16 protein-coding genes are annotated in these 18,895 nt (G+C 37.3%); 4 read left to right on the forward strand and 12 right to left on the reverse strand.

The window, feature by feature from the left end:
- Positions 1 to 55 precede the first annotated feature (55 nt).
- Positions 56 to 502, forward strand: a complete 447-nt coding sequence (locus ERK18_RS01690; RefSeq protein WP_187154021.1) for a hypothetical protein — start codon at positions 56 to 58, stop codon at positions 500 to 502.
- Between the two features lie 121 nt (positions 503 to 623).
- Positions 624 to 2,654 (forward strand): KUP/HAK/KT family potassium transporter, encoded by a 2,031-nt coding sequence (locus ERK18_RS01695; protein ID WP_187154022.1) that lies wholly within the window; start codon positions 624 to 626, stop codon positions 2,652 to 2,654.
- A gap of 130 nt (positions 2,655 to 2,784) precedes the next feature.
- Here ERK18_RS01695 and ERK18_RS01700 read toward each other — a convergent pair whose 3' ends face one another.
- The 6 genes from ERK18_RS01700 to ERK18_RS01725 all read right to left on the reverse strand — a co-directional run bounded on the left by ERK18_RS01700 (position 2,785) and on the right by ERK18_RS01725 (position 11,507).
- Positions 2,785 to 4,734 carry a M13 family metallopeptidase gene (locus ERK18_RS01700; RefSeq protein WP_187154023.1) on the reverse strand — a complete coding sequence of 650 codons (1,950 nt, stop codon included), beginning with the start codon at positions 4,732 to 4,734 and terminating at the stop codon, positions 2,785 to 2,787.
- 95 nt (positions 4,735 to 4,829) lie between these two features.
- Positions 4,830 to 6,050 (reverse strand): MDR family MFS transporter, encoded by a 1,221-nt coding sequence (locus ERK18_RS01705; RefSeq protein ID WP_187154024.1) that lies wholly within the window; start codon positions 6,048 to 6,050, stop codon positions 4,830 to 4,832.
- 186 nt (positions 6,051 to 6,236) lie between these two features.
- Positions 6,237 to 7,493, reverse strand: coding sequence for a carboxylate--amine ligase (locus ERK18_RS01710; RefSeq protein WP_046332652.1), 1,257 nt, complete (start codon positions 7,491 to 7,493; stop codon positions 6,237 to 6,239).
- A gap of 19 nt (positions 7,494 to 7,512) precedes the next feature.
- On the reverse strand, positions 7,513 to 9,462 hold the full coding sequence (asnB, locus tag ERK18_RS01715) for an asparagine synthase (glutamine-hydrolyzing) (RefSeq protein WP_187154025.1): 1,950 nt from the start codon (positions 9,460 to 9,462) through the stop codon (positions 7,513 to 7,515).
- 109 nt (positions 9,463 to 9,571) lie between these two features.
- Complete coding sequence (locus tag ERK18_RS01720; RefSeq protein ID WP_187154026.1) at positions 9,572 to 10,969, reverse strand: metallophosphoesterase; 1,398 nt, start codon at positions 10,967 to 10,969, stop codon at positions 9,572 to 9,574.
- Positions 10,970 to 11,021: 52 nt separating this feature from the next.
- A complete protein-coding gene (locus ERK18_RS01725) occupies positions 11,022 to 11,507 on the reverse strand; it encodes a hypothetical protein (RefSeq protein WP_187154027.1) in 486 nt (161 codons plus the stop codon).
- 202 nt (positions 11,508 to 11,709) lie between these two features.
- On the opposite strand from ERK18_RS01725, the gene ERK18_RS01730 reads away from it, so the two are divergent.
- Positions 11,710 to 12,276 (forward strand): DNA-3-methyladenine glycosylase I, encoded by a 567-nt coding sequence (locus tag ERK18_RS01730; RefSeq protein WP_187154028.1) that lies wholly within the window; start codon positions 11,710 to 11,712, stop codon positions 12,274 to 12,276.
- A gap of 59 nt (positions 12,277 to 12,335) precedes the next feature.
- Here the strand turns inward: ERK18_RS01730 and phnE (ERK18_RS01735) are convergent, their stop codons facing one another.
- The 6 genes from phnE (ERK18_RS01735) to ERK18_RS01760 all read right to left on the reverse strand — a co-directional run bounded on the left by phnE (ERK18_RS01735) (position 12,336) and on the right by ERK18_RS01760 (position 17,932).
- Complete coding sequence (gene phnE, locus ERK18_RS01735; RefSeq protein ID WP_046332657.1) at positions 12,336 to 13,148, reverse strand: phosphonate ABC transporter, permease protein PhnE; 813 nt, start codon at positions 13,146 to 13,148, stop codon at positions 12,336 to 12,338.
- Positions 13,148 to 13,951, reverse strand: coding sequence for a phosphonate ABC transporter, permease protein PhnE (phnE, locus tag ERK18_RS01740; protein WP_046332658.1), 804 nt, complete (start codon positions 13,949 to 13,951; stop codon positions 13,148 to 13,150). The genes phnE (ERK18_RS01735) and phnE (ERK18_RS01740) overlap by 1 nt, the downstream gene beginning before the upstream one ends.
- On the reverse strand, positions 13,944 to 14,717 hold the full coding sequence (gene phnC, locus ERK18_RS01745) for a phosphonate ABC transporter ATP-binding protein (RefSeq protein WP_187154029.1): 774 nt from the start codon (positions 14,715 to 14,717) through the stop codon (positions 13,944 to 13,946). The genes phnE (ERK18_RS01740) and phnC overlap by 8 nt, the downstream gene beginning before the upstream one ends.
- Before the next feature lie 21 nt (positions 14,718 to 14,738).
- Positions 14,739 to 15,665 carry a phosphate/phosphite/phosphonate ABC transporter substrate-binding protein gene (locus tag ERK18_RS01750; RefSeq protein WP_045928673.1) on the reverse strand — a complete coding sequence of 309 codons (927 nt, stop codon included), beginning with the start codon at positions 15,663 to 15,665 and terminating at the stop codon, positions 14,739 to 14,741.
- Positions 15,666 to 15,990: 325 nt separating this feature from the next.
- A complete protein-coding gene (locus ERK18_RS01755; RefSeq protein ID WP_187154030.1) occupies positions 15,991 to 16,923 on the reverse strand; it encodes a phosphate/phosphite/phosphonate ABC transporter substrate-binding protein in 933 nt (310 codons plus the stop codon).
- Between the two features lie 517 nt (positions 16,924 to 17,440).
- Positions 17,441 to 17,932 (reverse strand): universal stress protein, encoded by a 492-nt coding sequence (locus ERK18_RS01760; protein WP_034978255.1) that lies wholly within the window; start codon positions 17,930 to 17,932, stop codon positions 17,441 to 17,443.
- A 141-nt stretch (positions 17,933 to 18,073) separates the two neighbouring features.
- Here ERK18_RS01760 and ERK18_RS01765 point away from each other — a divergent pair, with 141 nt between their 5' ends.
- Positions 18,074 to 18,874 carry a tyrosine-protein phosphatase gene (locus ERK18_RS01765; protein WP_187154031.1) on the forward strand — a complete coding sequence of 267 codons (801 nt, stop codon included), beginning with the start codon at positions 18,074 to 18,076 and terminating at the stop codon, positions 18,872 to 18,874.
- The last annotated feature ends 21 nt before the right edge of the window (positions 18,875 to 18,895 follow it).

An 18,895-nucleotide genomic window follows, 5' to 3' on the forward strand; every position in this document is an offset into this window, starting at 1 on the left:
TGTAAAATGACTATTGACTTTCACGTTTCCTATTTTTATTAAAGGAGTGTCTGCTTTGACTGAAAAAGAAAATAATAACAAAGAAAAAGATAACGAAAAAGAACAAGAAAAAAAGGATAAAGAAGAAGAAATCAAGGTTGTGATGCCTGATGCTGAATGGACTACCATGCCAGAAGAAGAGTTTACAGAGCAACCGGATTACCTTAAAGTTTTCGCTGACTTTTACATTGCTCAGTTTAACCAGCGCGATTTGGAAATCATGAACTTATATGATACCAATTCCGACATGGTTGACATCAACCACTATCTGCTTAATAACATTCAATTCACTCGCAAAGAATTAGTTAAACATGTTTTGCAATACCATGCCCAGAATTTCCAAAGCATAATTGACGAAATTGCTGATAAAGATGGTGTTGATGCAGAAAAAATGACAACATATAAAGATTGGGATAACTGGTACGAAGAACGTCGCAATAAAATTTCAACTTCTTTATCATAATTTACTTGTACTAAAGCAAAAAAAAGAACAAAATAGATACTTGAATGAGAATGCCACACTGACATTCTTTTTTACTTAAAAATGAATATTTCAATATTGTCTATGGGAGTACATAATTACTATGGATAAAAAGACGAAGCGGATTTCAGCTGCCGGTCTATTAATTACCATCGGTATCGTTTATGGTGATATCGGAACTAGTCCGCTCTATGTAATGAAGTCAATCGTTACAGGCAACGGTGGCATTGCCAATGTTGATCGTGAACTGATTTTAGGATCAATTTCCCTCATTTTTTGGACAGTCACACTGCTAACCACCGTTAAATACGTCATGATTGCACTCAGAGCTACCAACCGTGGTGAAGGTGGTATTTTTGCATTATACGCTCTGGTACGTAAACGAGCCAAATGGCTTGTTATGCCGGCACTGATTGGTGGAGCAGCCCTATTAGCTGATGGGACATTGACCCCTGCTGTGACGGTTACCACTTCGATTGAAGGGCTTAAAAATATGCACTTCGGTTCAAGCGTACCGGTGCCTAACCAAAATGCTGTAATCATAATTACAATTGCGATATTGCTGGTACTTTTTTCAATTCAAATGCTTGGCACCAGCAGCATTGGTAAAGCATTTGGTCCTATAATGTTTGTCTGGTTTACATTTTTAGGCATTATCGGTATCTATAATATGGCTAATGACTGGTCAATTTTAGAAGCACTGAATCCCGTTTGGGCTATTAAAGTTCTTTTTAGTCCATCTAATAAAGCCGGTATCTTTATTTTAGGTTCAATCTTTCTGGCTACTACCGGTGCAGAAGCGCTATATTCTGATGTCGGTCATGTTGGTAAAGAAAATATTCGTGGATCCTGGCCTTATGTTTTTCTCTGCCTGTCTTTAAATTATCTTGGTCAGGGAGTTTGGATTCTGCAAAATCCACATTACCAGACAAATGGTGGTGAACTGAATCCATTCTTTGAAGCTGTACCAGGAAATTTACGACTTTTTGCCATCATTTTGGCAACAGTAGCAGCTATTATTGCATCCCAGGCACTGATTACCGGTTCATTTACATTAGTATCTGAAGCAAGTGGTCTGAAATTTTTACCACGGATGAATATTAATTATCCTACTACTAAGCATGGACAAATTTACATTCCTTCCGTAAACAAAATGATTTGCGTGGCAACTATCGCTATCGTAATTTTCTTCCGGACTTCAGAACATATGGAAGCAGCTTATGGTCTGTCAATCACAGTCACAATGTTAATGACTACCCTGCTGCTCTTTGAATACTTAGGTTCAAAGCATCACCCATTAATTTTACGCCTTTGCTTTTTAATAGCCTTTGGCTTTATTGAAGGCATGTTCTTGATTTCCAGTTTGACCAAGTTTATGCATGGTGGCTACGTCACCGTTTTAATTGCCGGTTTCATTGGCGTCATTATGTTCATCTGGTACTTTGGCAATAAAGTTCGTGATAAGCATGAAGGTGCTCATACCTATGTCCGTTTGGACGAATACACTGATATGCTGACGGATTTAAGCCACGACGATGATTATCCCACTTATGCCACTAACTTAGTTTACATGGCTAAAGTTAAATACAATAAATTTATCAAACGTGAAATTATGTACTCCATCTTGGATAAAAGACCTAAACGTGCTCAGGCCTATTGGTTTGTAACTGTCAATATTACGAATGAACCGTTTACTGCCAGATATGCTGTTAATACTTTTGGTACTAAGAATGTCATTAACGTTCAGCTCTACCTTGGTTTCAAAAAACAAACCAGTGTTAATGTTTACCTGCGCCAGATTGTCCATGATTTAATTAAAGATGGTACTATCGAAGCACAGCCTCAGGAGTACACTACAACTCCCGGTCGTAAAGTGGGTGACTTCTCATTTGTAATTGTTAATGAAGTTGTCAGTCCTTTAACCCGACTTAAAGGCTTTGAAAAAGTTATGTTAAAGGCACGGGTTTGGTTACAAAACCTGTCTTCTAATCCAGCTTCATGGTTTGGGTTGGAATACACTGACACTGTGGTCGAGGAAGTACCACTCATTTTAGGTAAACCAAGACATAACCTGCATATTAAGAGGGTTGCACCGCGCGACTATTCCAATCTAAAGAATAAAGAATTTGAATAATATAAAATAGCACCTGTAGATCAAATTTACAGGTGCTATTTTTTAGTTAAAGCGATTTTTCTATTCTCTATAATTAAGTTAACAAAAAACATTGTTCTGATTGGAACAATGTTTTTATTTTTAATATTAATTACCAAATATGTACTCGTTTCTCTGGGTCGAGCCACATGCCGTCTTCCGGTTTAACATCGAAGACTTTGTAAAAGTCATCTTGGCATTGACTTTGAACGTTAGCCCGCAGTGGACCAGGCGCATGAACATCAACAGCAGTTTGACTCTTAATTGATTCAGTCAGTTGCTTATTAGCCCAAATGCGTGCAAAGTTTTCAAACAGTTTCTTCAAATCATCATTTTCGTTCTTGGCAGCTTCAACAGCAGCAGTCAAGCCACCCTGATCAGCAATATTCTCAGAAACTATTTGCTTACCATTGAGTTTAACTGGTCCATATTCTATACCGTCAAACAAGTCAATTTCAGCTTGTGTCCGTTTCTTGAATTCAGCATAATCCTCATCAGTCCACCAATTAGTCATATTGCCTAATTCATCAAACTGAGCACCATTGTTATCAAAGGCATGGGAAACTTCATGAGCAATTACAGAACCGATGCCACCAAAGTTGGCTGCTCTGTCTTGTTTCAAATCATAAAATGGCTTCTGCAAAATTGCTGCAGGAAAAGTCAGATCATTTCTTTGTGGGTCATAGCAGGCGTTGACTAAGTTACCTGGCATTGCCCAAACAGTTCTATCTACTTCTTTATGTAATTGTTCAAAATTATATTTTTGTTCAGCAATAGCAAAGGCACGTTCATTAGAATAAAGACTGCCTCCTTGACTAGCTGGAATAACCTTTAAACGATTGTAAATCTCTTCAATTTTATCTGGATAACCAATCTTTAATACCAAAGCATCAAGTTTAATGATTGCACGTTTCTTGGTTCGTTCAGAAAGCCAATTGTTATTCTGCAGACGTTCCTTGTAAACATCAAGCATACGGTGAATCATGTCTTCAACGTCTTCTTTGGCTTCTTTACCAAAATAGGTTTGACCATAATAAACGCCAACTACTTCGCTAAATGAATCATTTGCAATGTGATAAGCTTGTTTTTCACCAGTTGTCAATTGTGGTTGACCACTAAGCGCCTGAGCAAATGGAAATGATGCTTCGCGGAAATCTTGTGACAAAACATCGGCAACACCATTAATAAAGTTAACCAACATCCAGCCTTTGATTTCAGCAAAGTTTTCTTTATTGATAATTTCGTTAATATGATCCAAATAACGCGGTTCTTGAACTATAATTCTGCTTGGTTCCTCACCGATTACTTCTCTAAGAAAATAAGAAATTTGGAAATCAGCAAACTTAGCTTCAAAATCAGCAATCTTCATTGGATTATAAGTAGCAGGATAATCAGCCCACTCTTCACTTGACTTAACTATTTTGGCCAGCTTTTTGTCAAACTTAATTGCATCTTCAGCATATTTTTCTGCTCTTTCTTCAGCTATACCTGCCATAGTTAACAGTTTAACTGATTGCTTTTGCAAAATACCTAACAATTTTGGCGCATCAAGTGTTTGATAAGTAGTTGTATCTGGTAAAAATGTCCCAGGACCTGCAAAATTCAACGCATTGACTTTGGTGTTCTTCATGTCAGGTTCAACATCAAGACCAAAAGGAATTGCGGCAAAAGTTACTAAATCTGGTGCATTTAAATTAAAGTCAGAAAAATCTTTTAAACCATCAAGAAGTTCCAAGTCTGACTTAATTGGTTCAGCTCCATCAGAGTTTCTTTTATCAAAATCTTTAGCCAATTTGTACAACTTAACGGCTTCATCAAAGTTAGGCACACTTGGTACTTCTTTTTTTCCAGCCGCAAAAGCAGCAAAATCCTGCATCAAATGCTTTTCAACATCAACATCAATACCATCAAACGAAGCCATTCGTGACCGGTCTTCCGGAATCTTAGTTTTTTCAATCCATTCTGAGTTAACAGCCAGGTATAGGTTGTCCTGTGGGCGTGCATCAAGCTTAGGCTCGATGATATTACCACTACCGCCTCGAACTGCGAAGTTTTTATTCATTCAGAGAGTCCTCCCCTTTTTATCTAAATTAAAAATAGACTAAATTAATATTATCATTCTAATTATACCCTTAACATTAAAAAGTCTTTACAAAATTACTTATAAAGCGTGATATGCTTATGCAATTTTGCGTGCAATGGCAATAAGAGCAATACCATCAGAAAAATACCACAGGCAGCAATAATGAAGAATGGAATGTAACCTGCACGATCAATTATCATGCCGCCAAATAATGGACCAAAAGCCTGACCAATGCCACGGGCAACATTGATTTCACCCTGATATTTGCCCTTGCTGTTTGCTGGAGATAAATCGTTAATGTATGCCGGAACAGCTGGAAATGCAGTTGCTTCACCCATAGTCAGGATAAACATTGATAATGCAAAGTGGGCAAAATCTTTAGCCAAAATCAACGTGGCAAAAGAAATTGCAAACATGAGCGTGCCAAAAATAATTTGCTGAAACAAGTTCTTAAACAAATTAGGATAGCGTGCCAAAATCACTTGAATAATGACTATTACGGCACCATTTAGAGTCCATAACAGGCTATATAAATGGAAAGGTATTCCCAATGAAACCATGTAAACTGACAGGTTAGACTCCCAATTCATGTACATTAGCCATGTCACAGCCAAAGAAATCAAAAATCCGACCATTAACATCACGTTATATTTGGGCATAGGATCAACCTTTTGCTTTACACCCTTTTTAATACCATTCTTTTTGCGATTTTGGTGAAAAGTATTAATTGGGCGATAATGAATCGCTGCATTAACGCAGGCAATGGCAAATAGTGAAGCTGCTAAAATAAATAAGAACTCAATTGAAAAGTCATAAAGATATCCTACCAGCAGTGTCCCTGTGACAGTACCGACATTTTGGGCAAAATAAATCAGATTAAAAACATAACGCCCTGAATATTTACGCAAGCTTGTTGCTATTGAGTTAATTAAGGTGCCATTCCAACCACTGATGCAACCGGTAAGAATAAGCCAAAACCAATATTGCGGCCAGCCATGGAAAAAAGCCATCATGAACAAAACAAAGGCATCCAGTCCTAATCCTGTAACAATTAGTGGGTATGGGTTCAGACGGTCATATAAGCGTCCAGCTAAAAGCGAACCTAATACATTGCTGGCACAATTGCAAAATAAAACAACCCCTATTACAGAAAGGCTGATGTGTAATTGCTTGTTTAAATAAACCGAAGTCAAGGGCCAAACAAAACTCGACCCGATCCACGTGGCCAGCTCCCCCAGTAATAGCCAGCGTAACTTAATTTCAGTTTCTTCATGAGATCCATGTTTAAGTTTCATTTATTCAGTCCTTTCTTTTTTAGTTTCCATTTACCAGTTTAGCAAGAAGTATTAAAAAAGAACACCCCCAATAAATAGCTGAACTGGTATTTTACATATAAAATAATAATTTTATTCTTAGAGAAAAAAGATGATCACCAGTAATTTGCTGCAATCATCTTTATTGCTATTTAATTAATGCAGAATCTAAAAGAATTGACCCTTATTTTCTTGATAATACTTTTGATAGCGTCCTTTATAGTTATGAAACATATATTTTAAAAGCAGCCACCTCTTAAAATTGCGATCCTGATCATAAAAGACTGTTGTACCATAACGTCCTTCATGGATTAGCTCTTCAGCCATTCTTTTAGCTTCATTATCAACGGCATATTGCTTAAACACATTGACAGGGATGCCTAACCACAATTTATGTTTTGACTTTAATTTATTACCGTAAACCGGTTCCTTATCGTTTAAGCTGTCATAAACATAATCGTCTACGTACCATTTGGCTAAATTATAACCATTAAGAGTCACATAAAAACTTGAACGGCCTTGGCGCAAGTTAATTTCAAAGAATTTATATTTGCCATCTCGCGTGTCATATTTGATGTCAAAGTTTGCCATCCCCGTATAATTAATTTTTTCCAAGAATGATTCAACTTGCTCGTAAAGTTTTTCGTCATAATCAGGTAAAATTGCCATATAATTGCCAATTGATTGCGGAGTCGGATCCTCCAGCAATGGGTGACCCATACACATCATCTTGATATGATGTTCCTTATCAACATAGGCGTTTAATACTCGCATGTAGGAATCATCGCCAGGAATGAAATCTTGCAAAATTAAGTCTTCTTGATAGCCATTTTCATAAATTTTAGTAACAATATCACGCAATTCAGTTTCATTATGAATGGTAAAAGCCTTTTTACGCCCCTCAAACTGCACATCAAGCCAGGAAACAGGATCTTCCGGCTTGAGCTCCAGTGGATAGCCAAAAGGCAGTTCCAAATAATTTTCTGCCTTGTAATCAGCCATCGTCACAATCTTGGTTTTAGGGTATGGCAGTCCACATTCTTCAGCTATCTGGTAAAAGTTTTCTTTTGAAATTAGTTTTTGTAATAAATCGTAGTCAACATAGGGAACGACAAAAACTCGTTGCAGTTCTTCCTTATGTTTGGCAAGTAGTTCAGAATAGCCGTCTCCGCATGAAATTAGAATTACCGGTTCTTCATGGTCCTGGTAAATTTTCATTTGTTCACGCATAACCTCAATAAAAGTTGGATCTTCGCTGAAGCCATGATGTAATTCCACACTGACAATCTTAGAATAACGCGTTGCCGCCAGCTGACTGTCAGCTAACGCCTTTACGCTAATACCATATGCCTCGTTAAACGATCGGGCCATACCGTAAACATTAATGTCACTGCCAAGTAAAATTGGCGTAAAGTTTTGTTTCATTAATAAATTGTGCTCCTCATTAAACCAGCTTGCCTTGCTTAATCAAGCTAGCAACTTCCGGTTGAACATGCTGGTATTTGGCAACTGTGCCGTCATAATCAACAAAGAATAATTTATACCATACTAAAAATGTATAAATAGTCCAAATTTGTCGACGATGGGAACCGTCACCCTTGTAGTTTTCATCAAGCAGAGCCAAAATTTTATCCTGCTCGAAAACGTCTTGTACAAAGTCTTCACTGAATAATTCACGCACTTGTTTATAAAAACGAGGTTCTTGCAACCATTCTTTAATTGGAGTGGGAAAGCCTAATTTTGGCCGTTTAGCCCATTCATCCGGTAAAACCTTTTCTGAAGCCTTGCGCAAAGCATACTTAGTATCATGCTTGTTCACTAAATAATCAGTTGGAATTGAATTGGCTCTTTCTGCAACCTTTTTATCGAGGTATGGCACCCGTAATTCCAGGGAATGGGCCATAGAAATTTTATCCGCCTTTTGCTCTATATCATTTAGCATAAAATGGTGCAGATCAATGTACTGCATCTGGCGAACATTATCAAGGTCCTTTACTTTTTTGAAATCACTTTGATAAATCCCGTTGACAGTTAATTTATTCCGATAAGAAGGCTTTAAAACACTGTTAGCATCTTCAGATGTAAAGATAGTCGGATAATCCATGTCATAGATTACTGATTGACCAACGTAAAATTCACTCGGTTCAGCTAAATTGGTATATAAATGAACCTTACCGGGGAAGTTCGGCATTTTTTTAATTCTGTGTGCCAGTTTAACCCTAGTCTTCTTCGGCAACTTTTTGCATTGGGAAGTAAAAACTTTAATAATGTTGTTGTGCGTGTGCATTCCGTAGTTAACGTAACCTGCAAATAATTCATCCGCACCTTCGCCGGACAAAGCAACTGTCACATGTTTACGTGCCATCTTGCATAAATACCATAATGGAATTATTGACGGGTTAGCATCCGGCTCATCCATATGATACTGCATTTCCGGGAAGTCATGCATTGCTTCATCTGCCTTAACCTTATCAGAAAAGAAATGCCAGCCCTTCATATCAGCTAAAGCCCTAGCCTTTGAAGCTTCATCATAAGTTGCATCATCAAAAGAAATTGAGAATACATCATCTGGATTTAATATACTAGTGATGTAACTTGAATCCACGCCTTCTGATAAGAAGGCGCCAACCGGAACATCTGCAATATGATGCAATTTAACTGACTCGTGTAAATCTTCGTCAATTTTATTGACAGTCTCTTCAAAACTTAAAGTATTAGCCTTGTATTCTGCGTCCCAATACTGATGGATTTTCATTTTACCATCTTTATATTCGAACCAGTGGCCGGCAGGAAATCTATAAATTCCTTTGAAAAAAGTTTCATGCAAATCATTATACTGATTCATCAAATATGGTTTGACTGCTTCAATATTCAAACGTTTTTTAAAACCAGGCATTGCCAAAAAGCTTTTGATTTCTGAGCCGATAGTTAAATGTCCATTCTCATCACTGTAATAGAGCGGCTTAATGCCAAAGAAATCACGCGCACCGTACAAGGTCTGGGTATTGTCATCCCAAATCGCAAAAGCAAACATGCCGCGAACTCTCTTAAGCAGACCATCCATGCCCCATTCTTCAAAGCCATGCAACAGCACTTCCGTATCAGACTTAGTGGTAAAAGTATGACCTGCCGCAAGCAGTTCTTTTCTTAAAGGTTGGAAGTTGTAAATTTCACCATTAAAGATAATCGCCTTTGTTTTGTCTTCGTTGTAAATTGGTTGACTGCCGCCACGTAAATCAATGATTGATAATCTTCTAAACCCTAAAGCAACTTTATCGTTGGTATAATAACCATCTGAATCAGGACCACGATGCATAATTGCTGCCATCATTTTACCGATAGCGGCTTGTTTATCATTTATTTCTGGATTATAAAATGCAACAATTCCGCACATTGCTTATCTTCCCTTAATTTATGTTACTTTGTATATTTTTGTCTTTAATTTAACTTTTCTATTATATGCTAAAAGCCGGGCAATTTCCAAATTGCCCGTCGCGATTTTACTAAATATAAAAAATTCTGCGTTTGCTGGCAGCGCCATAACCAAAGGCCTGAATATAATGCCTCTGTATGTCAATATTGACAATATAACCCGCAAATTCGGTTTGATGATCAATTTGTCTTTTCCAATTCTTGTTATATTTAGTGGTTAAAGCATGATTAGGACCCATCAGTGCCGAACAGTTAAACAAGATATACTGAATTCCGTTAATCCGGTATTGGTCTTCGTTATGTCTGTGACCACAAAAGTAGGCAATAATGCGCGCATTTTTCACATTAGTAAAATCAAAGTCATTAGCTAAACGAAACTCTGGTGGAATTCCGTGGCTGGAATGCATCTGTCCTTTTTCACCCTGATTGAAGGCAACCAGTAACTCGTGCAGAGAACGACCATTATACTTTAAAGCATTTGAACCCTTACGATTAATCGGATTAGCATGGCTCATAAAGATAATTTGCTTATTTGATGACTGCTCCAATATTTCAATAATTTCTTCAATTTGATCTTCCCTCACAGCCAAAGTAAGTTTCACATCATACTTTTTTCTGCCTTGGGCATCCAAATAGTAAGGCAAATCAGAAGTATTAACGGAAATAAAGCGCAAGTCATCCACATCATAGTAACAAACCCCGTGTTGACGCGAAATATAATGGACACCCTTTTGCTTATACAAAGCAGGCCACATAATCCCTTCAAACTCATTTTCAGGAAAAGAAGCACTTAAATCATGGTGTTCATCAAACTTATCATTTTCATCATGATTGCCTTTAATCAGCATATAAGGCACTTTGTCGGAAACAAATGAATCACGCAACTTGGTTAATTCACTTTCGCCCAAAAAGCCGGTATCGGAACCATCAATCCAGTCACCCAAATGAACTTTTAAACTTAAAAGTCCTGAGTCATCAAGATAAGAAAATTCGTTAACGTGAGTTAAGCCGTTCCAGCCATAAAAGTCCATACTATTACGATCTTTATAATGGGTATCAGTAATAACGCTGACATTAACAGAATTTTTCCCTGTGCGAATGTGGCCTTTGACTCTTTCAACAAAGCGATCCAAGTATTCTTCTACAACGTATCGTCTGCCAGTTTTGCGGTTGACAAAAGCGCGGTAGCGTTGCAGTTCAGGACTAAATCGGCGGACATATTCAGGCTCTAATTTATCTGTACTTTCCAAGCTGAGAGCTTGATGCAAAATTTTTTCTTCATCTTGGTAAACTGTCAGAGTATACGGCTGATCATTAGGTGTACCCTGTTCACCATCAACGTGATACTCTCCTACCGTTAAATAATTTTGCATAGGATCAAGCTGTGCATCATTTTTCTTAAATAAAGAACGTAATTTAGCACCATTTATCTTATCAGCAAGTCCTTTAGTATACTTTAAAACACCCATATTTTGCCTCAAGCAGAAAGAAAAAGAGCTGAACACACATTCAGCTCTAAAATTATAAACTTTTTTCTAAAGCGTGTGCCGCTAAACCAATTGATAGAAGTGCATCTTTAGACAAAACTCCTTGTAATGTTTTTGGCGCTACTTCTTCAACGGCTCCAATTACTTTTAAACTGTAACTAACGACATGAAAATCTACCAAGTCATTATAAAACCCATCTTCATAGGGATTTTCATGATTATAAGTTAAATTAATTTCGTTTTTATCAACAAAACCATCAACGTGATTAGTTAAAATCCGATCCTGCAAATCGGTTAATTGCTCTGACAACTTAATTAAAGTCAGTTTATGATCACTTTCAGTGTCGTAATACTGTTCTTGAGTCATGCCGAAGTATTCTTTTATTGGCTTATGCAAAACGTGCAAATTATCAATTACACGATAAACTTCCTCGGCATCAAAATCTGTTTCTTTATTTAAAATACTTTCTTGATTTGCGGCCAAGTCATCGGCCAAAGTTATTATTTCTAACTTCTCCATGGTTTCCTCCTAAAGTTCATTATATATTATACCAAAAAAACAACTATTGCACTTTTTGAAGGAAAAGTTTCTGATATTTAAGCAAAAAGAAAATAATTAAAAAATTTCAGCACAATAACTGGGAAAAATTGTTTTTAAAAGAATAAAAATATTTTGGCGTATTTATTTATGAACGTTAATATATATTTAAGGAGAATAAGACATGAATAATATTACTCGCTGTCCTTGGAGTGACCATGATGATTCCTTAATTAGGGATTATCACGACCACGAATGGGGCAAATTAAACTTAGATGAACGTTACTTATTTGAAATGCTGGTGCTGGAACTGTTTCAGTCTGGTCTCAGTTGGTCTACAGTTTTGCATAAACGGCAAAATTTTCGCCAGGCTTTTTGCAATTTTGTTCCCGCAGAAGTTGCGCAAATGACCGAACAGGATCAGGCGCGCTTATTGCAAGACAAAGGAATCATTCGCAATCAAAGAAAAATTGCCGCTGCAATTACCAACGCACGCGCACTATTAATTATTGATGCCAAACACGGCAATTTTGCACATTATTTACAAAAATTCATTCCTACTCCCATTATTCATCATCCTCAAACAAGTGATGAGGTGCCAACGACAAACAAAATTGCGCAAAAATTAGCAAAGCATATGAAAAAAGACGGTTTTACTTTTGTGGGGCCAGTAATTCTATACTCTTTTCTGCAGGGCGTTGGTTTAATCAACGATCATTTAGAAAATTGTCCCTTTAAATATCACGGCTAAAAAAATGAATCAAGCTGATATCCACATGCTTGATTCACTATTTTGAGATATTTTCGTTTTTAGACTAATTTTTTACGGATCCAGCCCGAAATCCAGTCAATGATCACAACCATAATGATGATACCCAGTAAAATGATACCAACACGATTCCATTGACGGTATTGCAGTGCGATGATTAACGGGTAGCCGATACCTCCGGCTCCAACCAAGCCTAAGATAGAAGCTGACCGAATCGAAACATCAAACCGGTATAAAGTGTTTGAAATTAACGCCGGCATTAAATTAGGCAAAGTAGAAAACATGATAATATTTGTTTTTGAGCCTCCAACAGCAGTAACTGCTTCGTTGGGACCATCCTCCAAGTTCTCAATTGCTTCAGAAAAGAGCTTGGCGAGCATCCCCACTGAGTGAAAGCCAAGTGCTAAAACACCGGCAGCAGAACCAGGTCCGACAGCTTTAATAAACATTAAGGCTAAAACAATTTCTGGAAATGATCTGATTATTGCCAGCACAATCTTGCCCGACCGTGAGACATACCAGTGCTTGTGCTTAGTATTCGCGGCCCAGAAGGCAAAAGGCAGTGAGATAATGGCAGAAATGAATGTTCCTAAGAAGGCAATGCAAACAGTTTCCCATAATTGCGACAGTAAGTCTTCGCCTGAACCGTTATAGACATAAGACCAATCAGGATGAAAAATACCAGAAAAGATCGCACCGGCAATCTGTCCAGCCGTTTCTTTGATTCCACCAAAATCGATTCCTGTGCATGACCAAACAACTAAAGCTGCAGTAACAATTGCTATCAGCCAGTGCAAAACACGCTTTTTGACATCTATAGGCCTAGGAGGCAATTTTTTCATACTCGTATCCATTATTGCATCAACGCCTCCCGTGATTTAGATGAAACATAATCAATTAGTACCACTACTATGATGATCACGATAATAATTGTACCTGTCTTAGGATAATCAAAGATTTGCAGCGTCTGTTGCAGATACAAACCAATACCACCGGCACCGATATAACCTAAAACAGTTGAAGCACGCACGTTAATTTCAAATGCATACAAACAATAGGAAATAAAATAGGTCATAACCTGAGGCAAAACCGCAAAGACGATGATTTGCAGCTTATTAGCACCAACCGCGGTTAAGGCTTCAATTGGACCTGGATCAATAGTTTCAATTGCTTCGTAAAACAGTTTGACCACAATTCCGAACGTACAGATAGCCAAGGCTAAAACACCGGCTACTGGCCCTATACCAACAATAGCTACGAAGATAGCACCTAAAAGCAGGTCAGGAACTGTTCTGATGATATTCATTATAATCCGCAATATTCCCGTAAGTGCTTTATTTTTCACAATATTGCGGGCAATAAGCAAAGAATAAATAAAAGCAATTACAGAGCCGATTGCCGTACCCAAGATCGCCATCTTAATAGTTTCCAGCAAAAGTGGCACTACAGTGCCAAGGTATGACCAGTCAGGATGCAGCATTTGCAAGAAAATGTCAGCAAATTGACCGAAGTTGGCAAACAAGGCACCTAAGTCAGTTTTGGTTTCATTAGTAGAAATGAATAATCCAGCAATAAAGAGCAGTACCCAAAGCAAGTTTAAGATTTTAAACTTTTTCTTAGGCAAAGCCCTCAATTTTTCTTGCTCTGTGCTACTCATCTTCATCACCACCGGAATAGATCTTATCAAACGTGGTTGCCGGAGTATCAGACATCTTACCGTCATAGATAATTTCACCAGCACGAACTCCAATGACTCGCTTGCCAAATTCCTGTGCCAGTTGCACGCTGTGCAGGTTAATGACAACAGTCATGCCATGCTTTTCGTTAAGCATCTGCAAGTCTTTCATCACCCGACGTGAAGTCTGTGGGTCAAGCGAAGCTGTTGGCTCGTCTGCCAGAATAATATCCGGGTTTTGGGTTAAAACACGCGCAATCGCTACCCGCTGCTGCTGTCCACCGGACAATTCATCAGCACGAGAGTAAACTTTGTCTTCAAGATCAACTTGTTGCAAAGCGTCATAGGCCCGTTGTTTATCTTCTTTAGTAAAAAGGTTTAGAGTAGATTTCCAAGTTGGATAGTATCCAACTCTGCCAGTTAAAACGTTACGCATCACGCTTGAGCGCTTAACTAAGTTAAAGCTTTGGAAAATCATCCCAATATGACGACGCAAAGTTCTTAATTTTTTACCCTTAGCCTTGGTAATAGATTCACCGTTAATTAAAATATCACCCTCAGTAATATCAATTAAACGGTTAATCGACCGCAAAAGCGTTGATTTGCCGGCGCCAGATAGACCAACAATAACGACAAATTCACCTTTATTGATAGTTAAATTGACGTCTTTTAAACCAACAACATCTTTGCCATAAACTTTTTTAACGTTTTTTAATTCGATTATTGGCTTAACTGCAGAATCTGCCATTATAAACTTCCTTTGTATTCCTTATTTTTTGGTCGATTCGATAATTTTTTCATATTTACGCACAACGTTAAAGTCACTGTCTTTAGTGTGAACGTATCCTTCATGGGTGTAAATACTCTCGATGACTTTTTTACCCTTCTTAGACTTGCCAATATCGATAAATGCCTTAGCCAGCTTCTTTCTGAATGAGTCAGACATGCTGGGAACAACGGAAATCGTATCGTTGGGAATAGGCTTGGTAAAGTAAATTGGTACTACTTGACTCATGATTTTAGGATTGTCGTCTTTCACAATTGTCCGCGCATCTTCAAACACAAATGCGGCGTCTGTGTCACCATTGAGCACATTTAGTACAGCTTGATCTTGACCAGTCACAGTGACTAACTTGCAACTCTTGCGTACATCAAGACCCTTTTCCTTCAATTCGGCAATTGGAAAAACGTAGCCGGCTGAAGATGTAGGACTTTGAATAGAAATTGACTTGCCTTTTAAATCTTTCCAACTCTTAATTTTAGAATTTTTCTTAGCTACAATCTCAGCACGATAGAAGTTAACCAGTTCCTTGGTTGGACGTCCGTTTGGTTGTTTAACTCCATATCTTTGTGCTTGGAGCAATACATCTGCTGCTCCTTGCTTATGAGCTAAAATATAGCCATTTGGCGGCAAGAAACCTACATCAACTTTCTTAGACTTCATGGCCTCAACCACCGTGTTGTAGTCGGTAGACATTGATACATGTACTGGAATGCCTAAACGGTCCGACAACATTTTTTCCAGTGGTTTTGCACGAGATTCCAGTTTAGTGGCAGCCTGACTAGGAACGAATTGGACGTTCAAAGACTTAGGCGTGCCAGTATCTTTGCTCTTTTCCTTGTTTGAGCAGGCAGCCATCATGAATGCTACTAAAAAAATAGCGGCACCAGCTAGTATTTTTCTAAATTTTTTCATCATGCCCTCCCAGACATAAAAAAAGACTTTAGCTAAAAACACGAATGTGAATTAAACTAAGTCTTTCAATAACACTTTTACTAAAAAGCGAACAATACCATTTTGAAAGGAACGAAAAGGCTTTTTTGCAAAAACTTCAATGAACGCCAAGCGCCGTTTTTGCATTACCTTCACCCTCCTTTCGACATACTGTATTTATTCTATCAAATAATAGCAGAAATGTTTTATTTAGAAAAGAGAATTGACTAGAAATCTTATTTTGTTTAAGAAAGTTTATTTAATTCCTATTATGTAGCCTTTTTAGATTTTTAAAATATTGGGGAAATTATTTCTTAGTAGAAGCAATTACTTTATTATATTGACGAATAATGTCGTAGTCGCTGTCTTTTGCGTAAGTATAGCCTTCTTGGTTATAAACATTTTCAATAATCTTTTTACCTTCTTTAGACTTGCCAATAGCAATAAATGCTTTAGCCAGTTTCTTCTGGAAGGATTTTGGCAAACTTGGGATAACTGAAATGGTATCGTTAGGAATACGCTTGGTGAAGTAGATTGGTACTACCTTGCTCATAATCTTCGGATCATCATTCTTAACATTATTACGTGCGTCCTCAAATACGAAAGCTGCATCAGTATCACCGTTTAAAACATTTAAGACGCCTTGATCAGCACCTTTAACAGATACAGTTTTGCAACTCTTGGTTACATCTAAACCCTTTTGCTTTAATTCAGCAACTGGGAAAACATAGCCAGAGTCGGAAGTAATATCTTGAACTGAAATTGACTTGCCTTTTAAGTCCTTCCAGCTCTTAATTGAAGAACCCTTCTTAACCAGGATTTCGCCACGATACGAATTAACTAATTCTTTGGTTTGAACACCATTTGGTTGCTTAATGCCATAACGAACTGATTGTAAAAGCAGGTCAGCTGCTTTTTGCTTGTGAGCCATAATGTAAGCGTCTGAAGGCAAGAAACCAACATCAACTTTCTTTGACTTCATAGCTTCAACTAAGCCATTGTAGTCAGTTGACATTGAAACATGGACTGGGATGCCAAGGCGCTTAGACAATAGTTTTTCCATCGGCTTAGCCCGTGCTTCCAACTTATTGGCAGCTACACTGGGCACAAACTGGACGTTAAGTGACTTAGGCGCGTCACTGCTTGAACTAGATTTCTTACTTGAATTGGAACATGCTGTCACACCGACTGTTAGTAACAAAGCAAAACATGCTATCAGAAACTTTTTAATTTTGGTCATTTGTTTTTTATACTCCTAATCAATATACACTAACGATATTTCTTGTTTTTTGAGCATAAACTTAGTTGTCACATTAATGGCACTACATTTATGTAGATATTCAAATAAAATTGACCTGAATTAACTTCCGCTGCTATTTTCCATTGCACCCTCCTAAATATTGAGCAAATAAAAAGGCAAAATATGACTATGTCATATCATGCCCTTGAAGATATTTTGAAAGAAAAACGAACGGTTAACGAAGCTAGTTGAAAAGTATACAAATAGGAAAACATATTAAAAATTTTTCCATTTACTTTCATTGCCCTCAACCTTCCAAACAGTATAATTACGTTCATTCATTGAAAATGATACCATAAATATTCGCAAAAACGCAATAAAATATCGAATTTTATTTTGTTTTTGTATTATGAAAGTAAATTTTACGAACATCAGTAATACAAATTTTTTTAAGGTTCCTTATTTTGCACAAAAAAGACACACGATTTATTTATCGTATGTCTTTTATTTTAGAAATCTACTTGTTTTTACGTTCTGGCTTAATTGGATTATTGTCAATATCTGTTCTAACTATTAACACATCAGCCAAAGCATGTTGATTAACATATTCTGTAACAGAACCCATCAACATTCTTTCTACTGCATTTAAACCAGTTGCACCCATGATAATCAAATCATTATGATGGTCTTTAATAAAGTCATAGGAAATAATTGCTTTCGGGCTGCCATACCGAATGTGGTAATCAATATCATCAAAACCCAAATTATCATGAGCCCATTCCTTCAAACTCTTGAGATATTTTTCTGAATCTTGCGTCATCTGATAAACGGTGTCGCCTGTAATCAGCGTATCTTGCATCTCACCTAAAAACTGTCTGGTATCAATTACGCTTAAGACATCAATGTGAGCATTTTCCGTCATTGCAATTTTAACTGCTTTATCAAAGGATCTTTCTGCCGACTCTGAACCGTCGACTGGAACTAAAATACTAGCTTTTTTCGTTTCCATGTTCTCACCCTTTTGAAATATATTGTTCTTTTGTTTATTTTACCATAATTTCGATATACTCTTGGCTTTTTTTATAATTGTTTATATACTTGTTTATTGCTAAAATTAGGTGTAATTGTCAAACGCAAAGGTGGAGGTATCATGACCCAAAAACTAAAAAATCAATTAATTGGCGTAAAAAGTGGCCGTAATTTTCGCGAGCTTGGTGGCTATCAAACTAGAGATGGCAAAACCGTCAAAATGCACAAATTGCTTAGAACCGCTAATTTGGCAACCCTTGATAAGACTGACCTGAAATTTTTACAAGACTACGGCGTAAAATACGTTGTTGACTTTAGAAGCAAGGACGAAGTTGACCGGGAACCTGATCGTATACCTGAGGGTGCTATTTATAGCTTTGATCCGGTATTTAGCGAAGATTTGACCGAATCCTCAAAGGGAATTGACGAAATTCTTAGCGAAAAGCATCAAGATCCTAAAGCTGGATTTGACCACATGTTTTTAGCCTATGATGACATGATTAAAAGTGAGTCTGCCCAAAGAGCTTACCGCCACTTTTTTGACGTGTTGCTGGCTAATGACCAGGAAAATCAAAGTATAATTTTTCATTGTACTGCCGGCAAAGACCGGACTGGTTTTGCGGCATTGTTAATTTTGTCGGCTCTTGGCGTACCATTTGAAACAATCAAAAAAGATTATCTTTTAACAAACGTTGCCACCAAAGACTTTGTTCATAATTTTTTACAAAAAGCTAAAGATGAAGGAGCAAATGACGCAACCCTAAACATCTTAAAAGACTTGCAAACTGTACATTCTGAATACATTGACTTTGTACTTACAACTATAAATAAAAATTATGGTAGCGTTGAAAACTACTTACGTGATATTATGAGATTAACTGATGATGAAATCAGTAAGTTGCGTGAAATTTATTTAAATTAGGTTTAATGGTAAGGAGAAATT

The sequence above is a fragment of the Lactobacillus kimbladii genome (genome assembly GCF_014323605.1).
In the GTDB taxonomy this organism is placed as follows: Bacteria; Bacillota; Bacilli; order Lactobacillales; family Lactobacillaceae; genus Lactobacillus; species Lactobacillus kimbladii_B.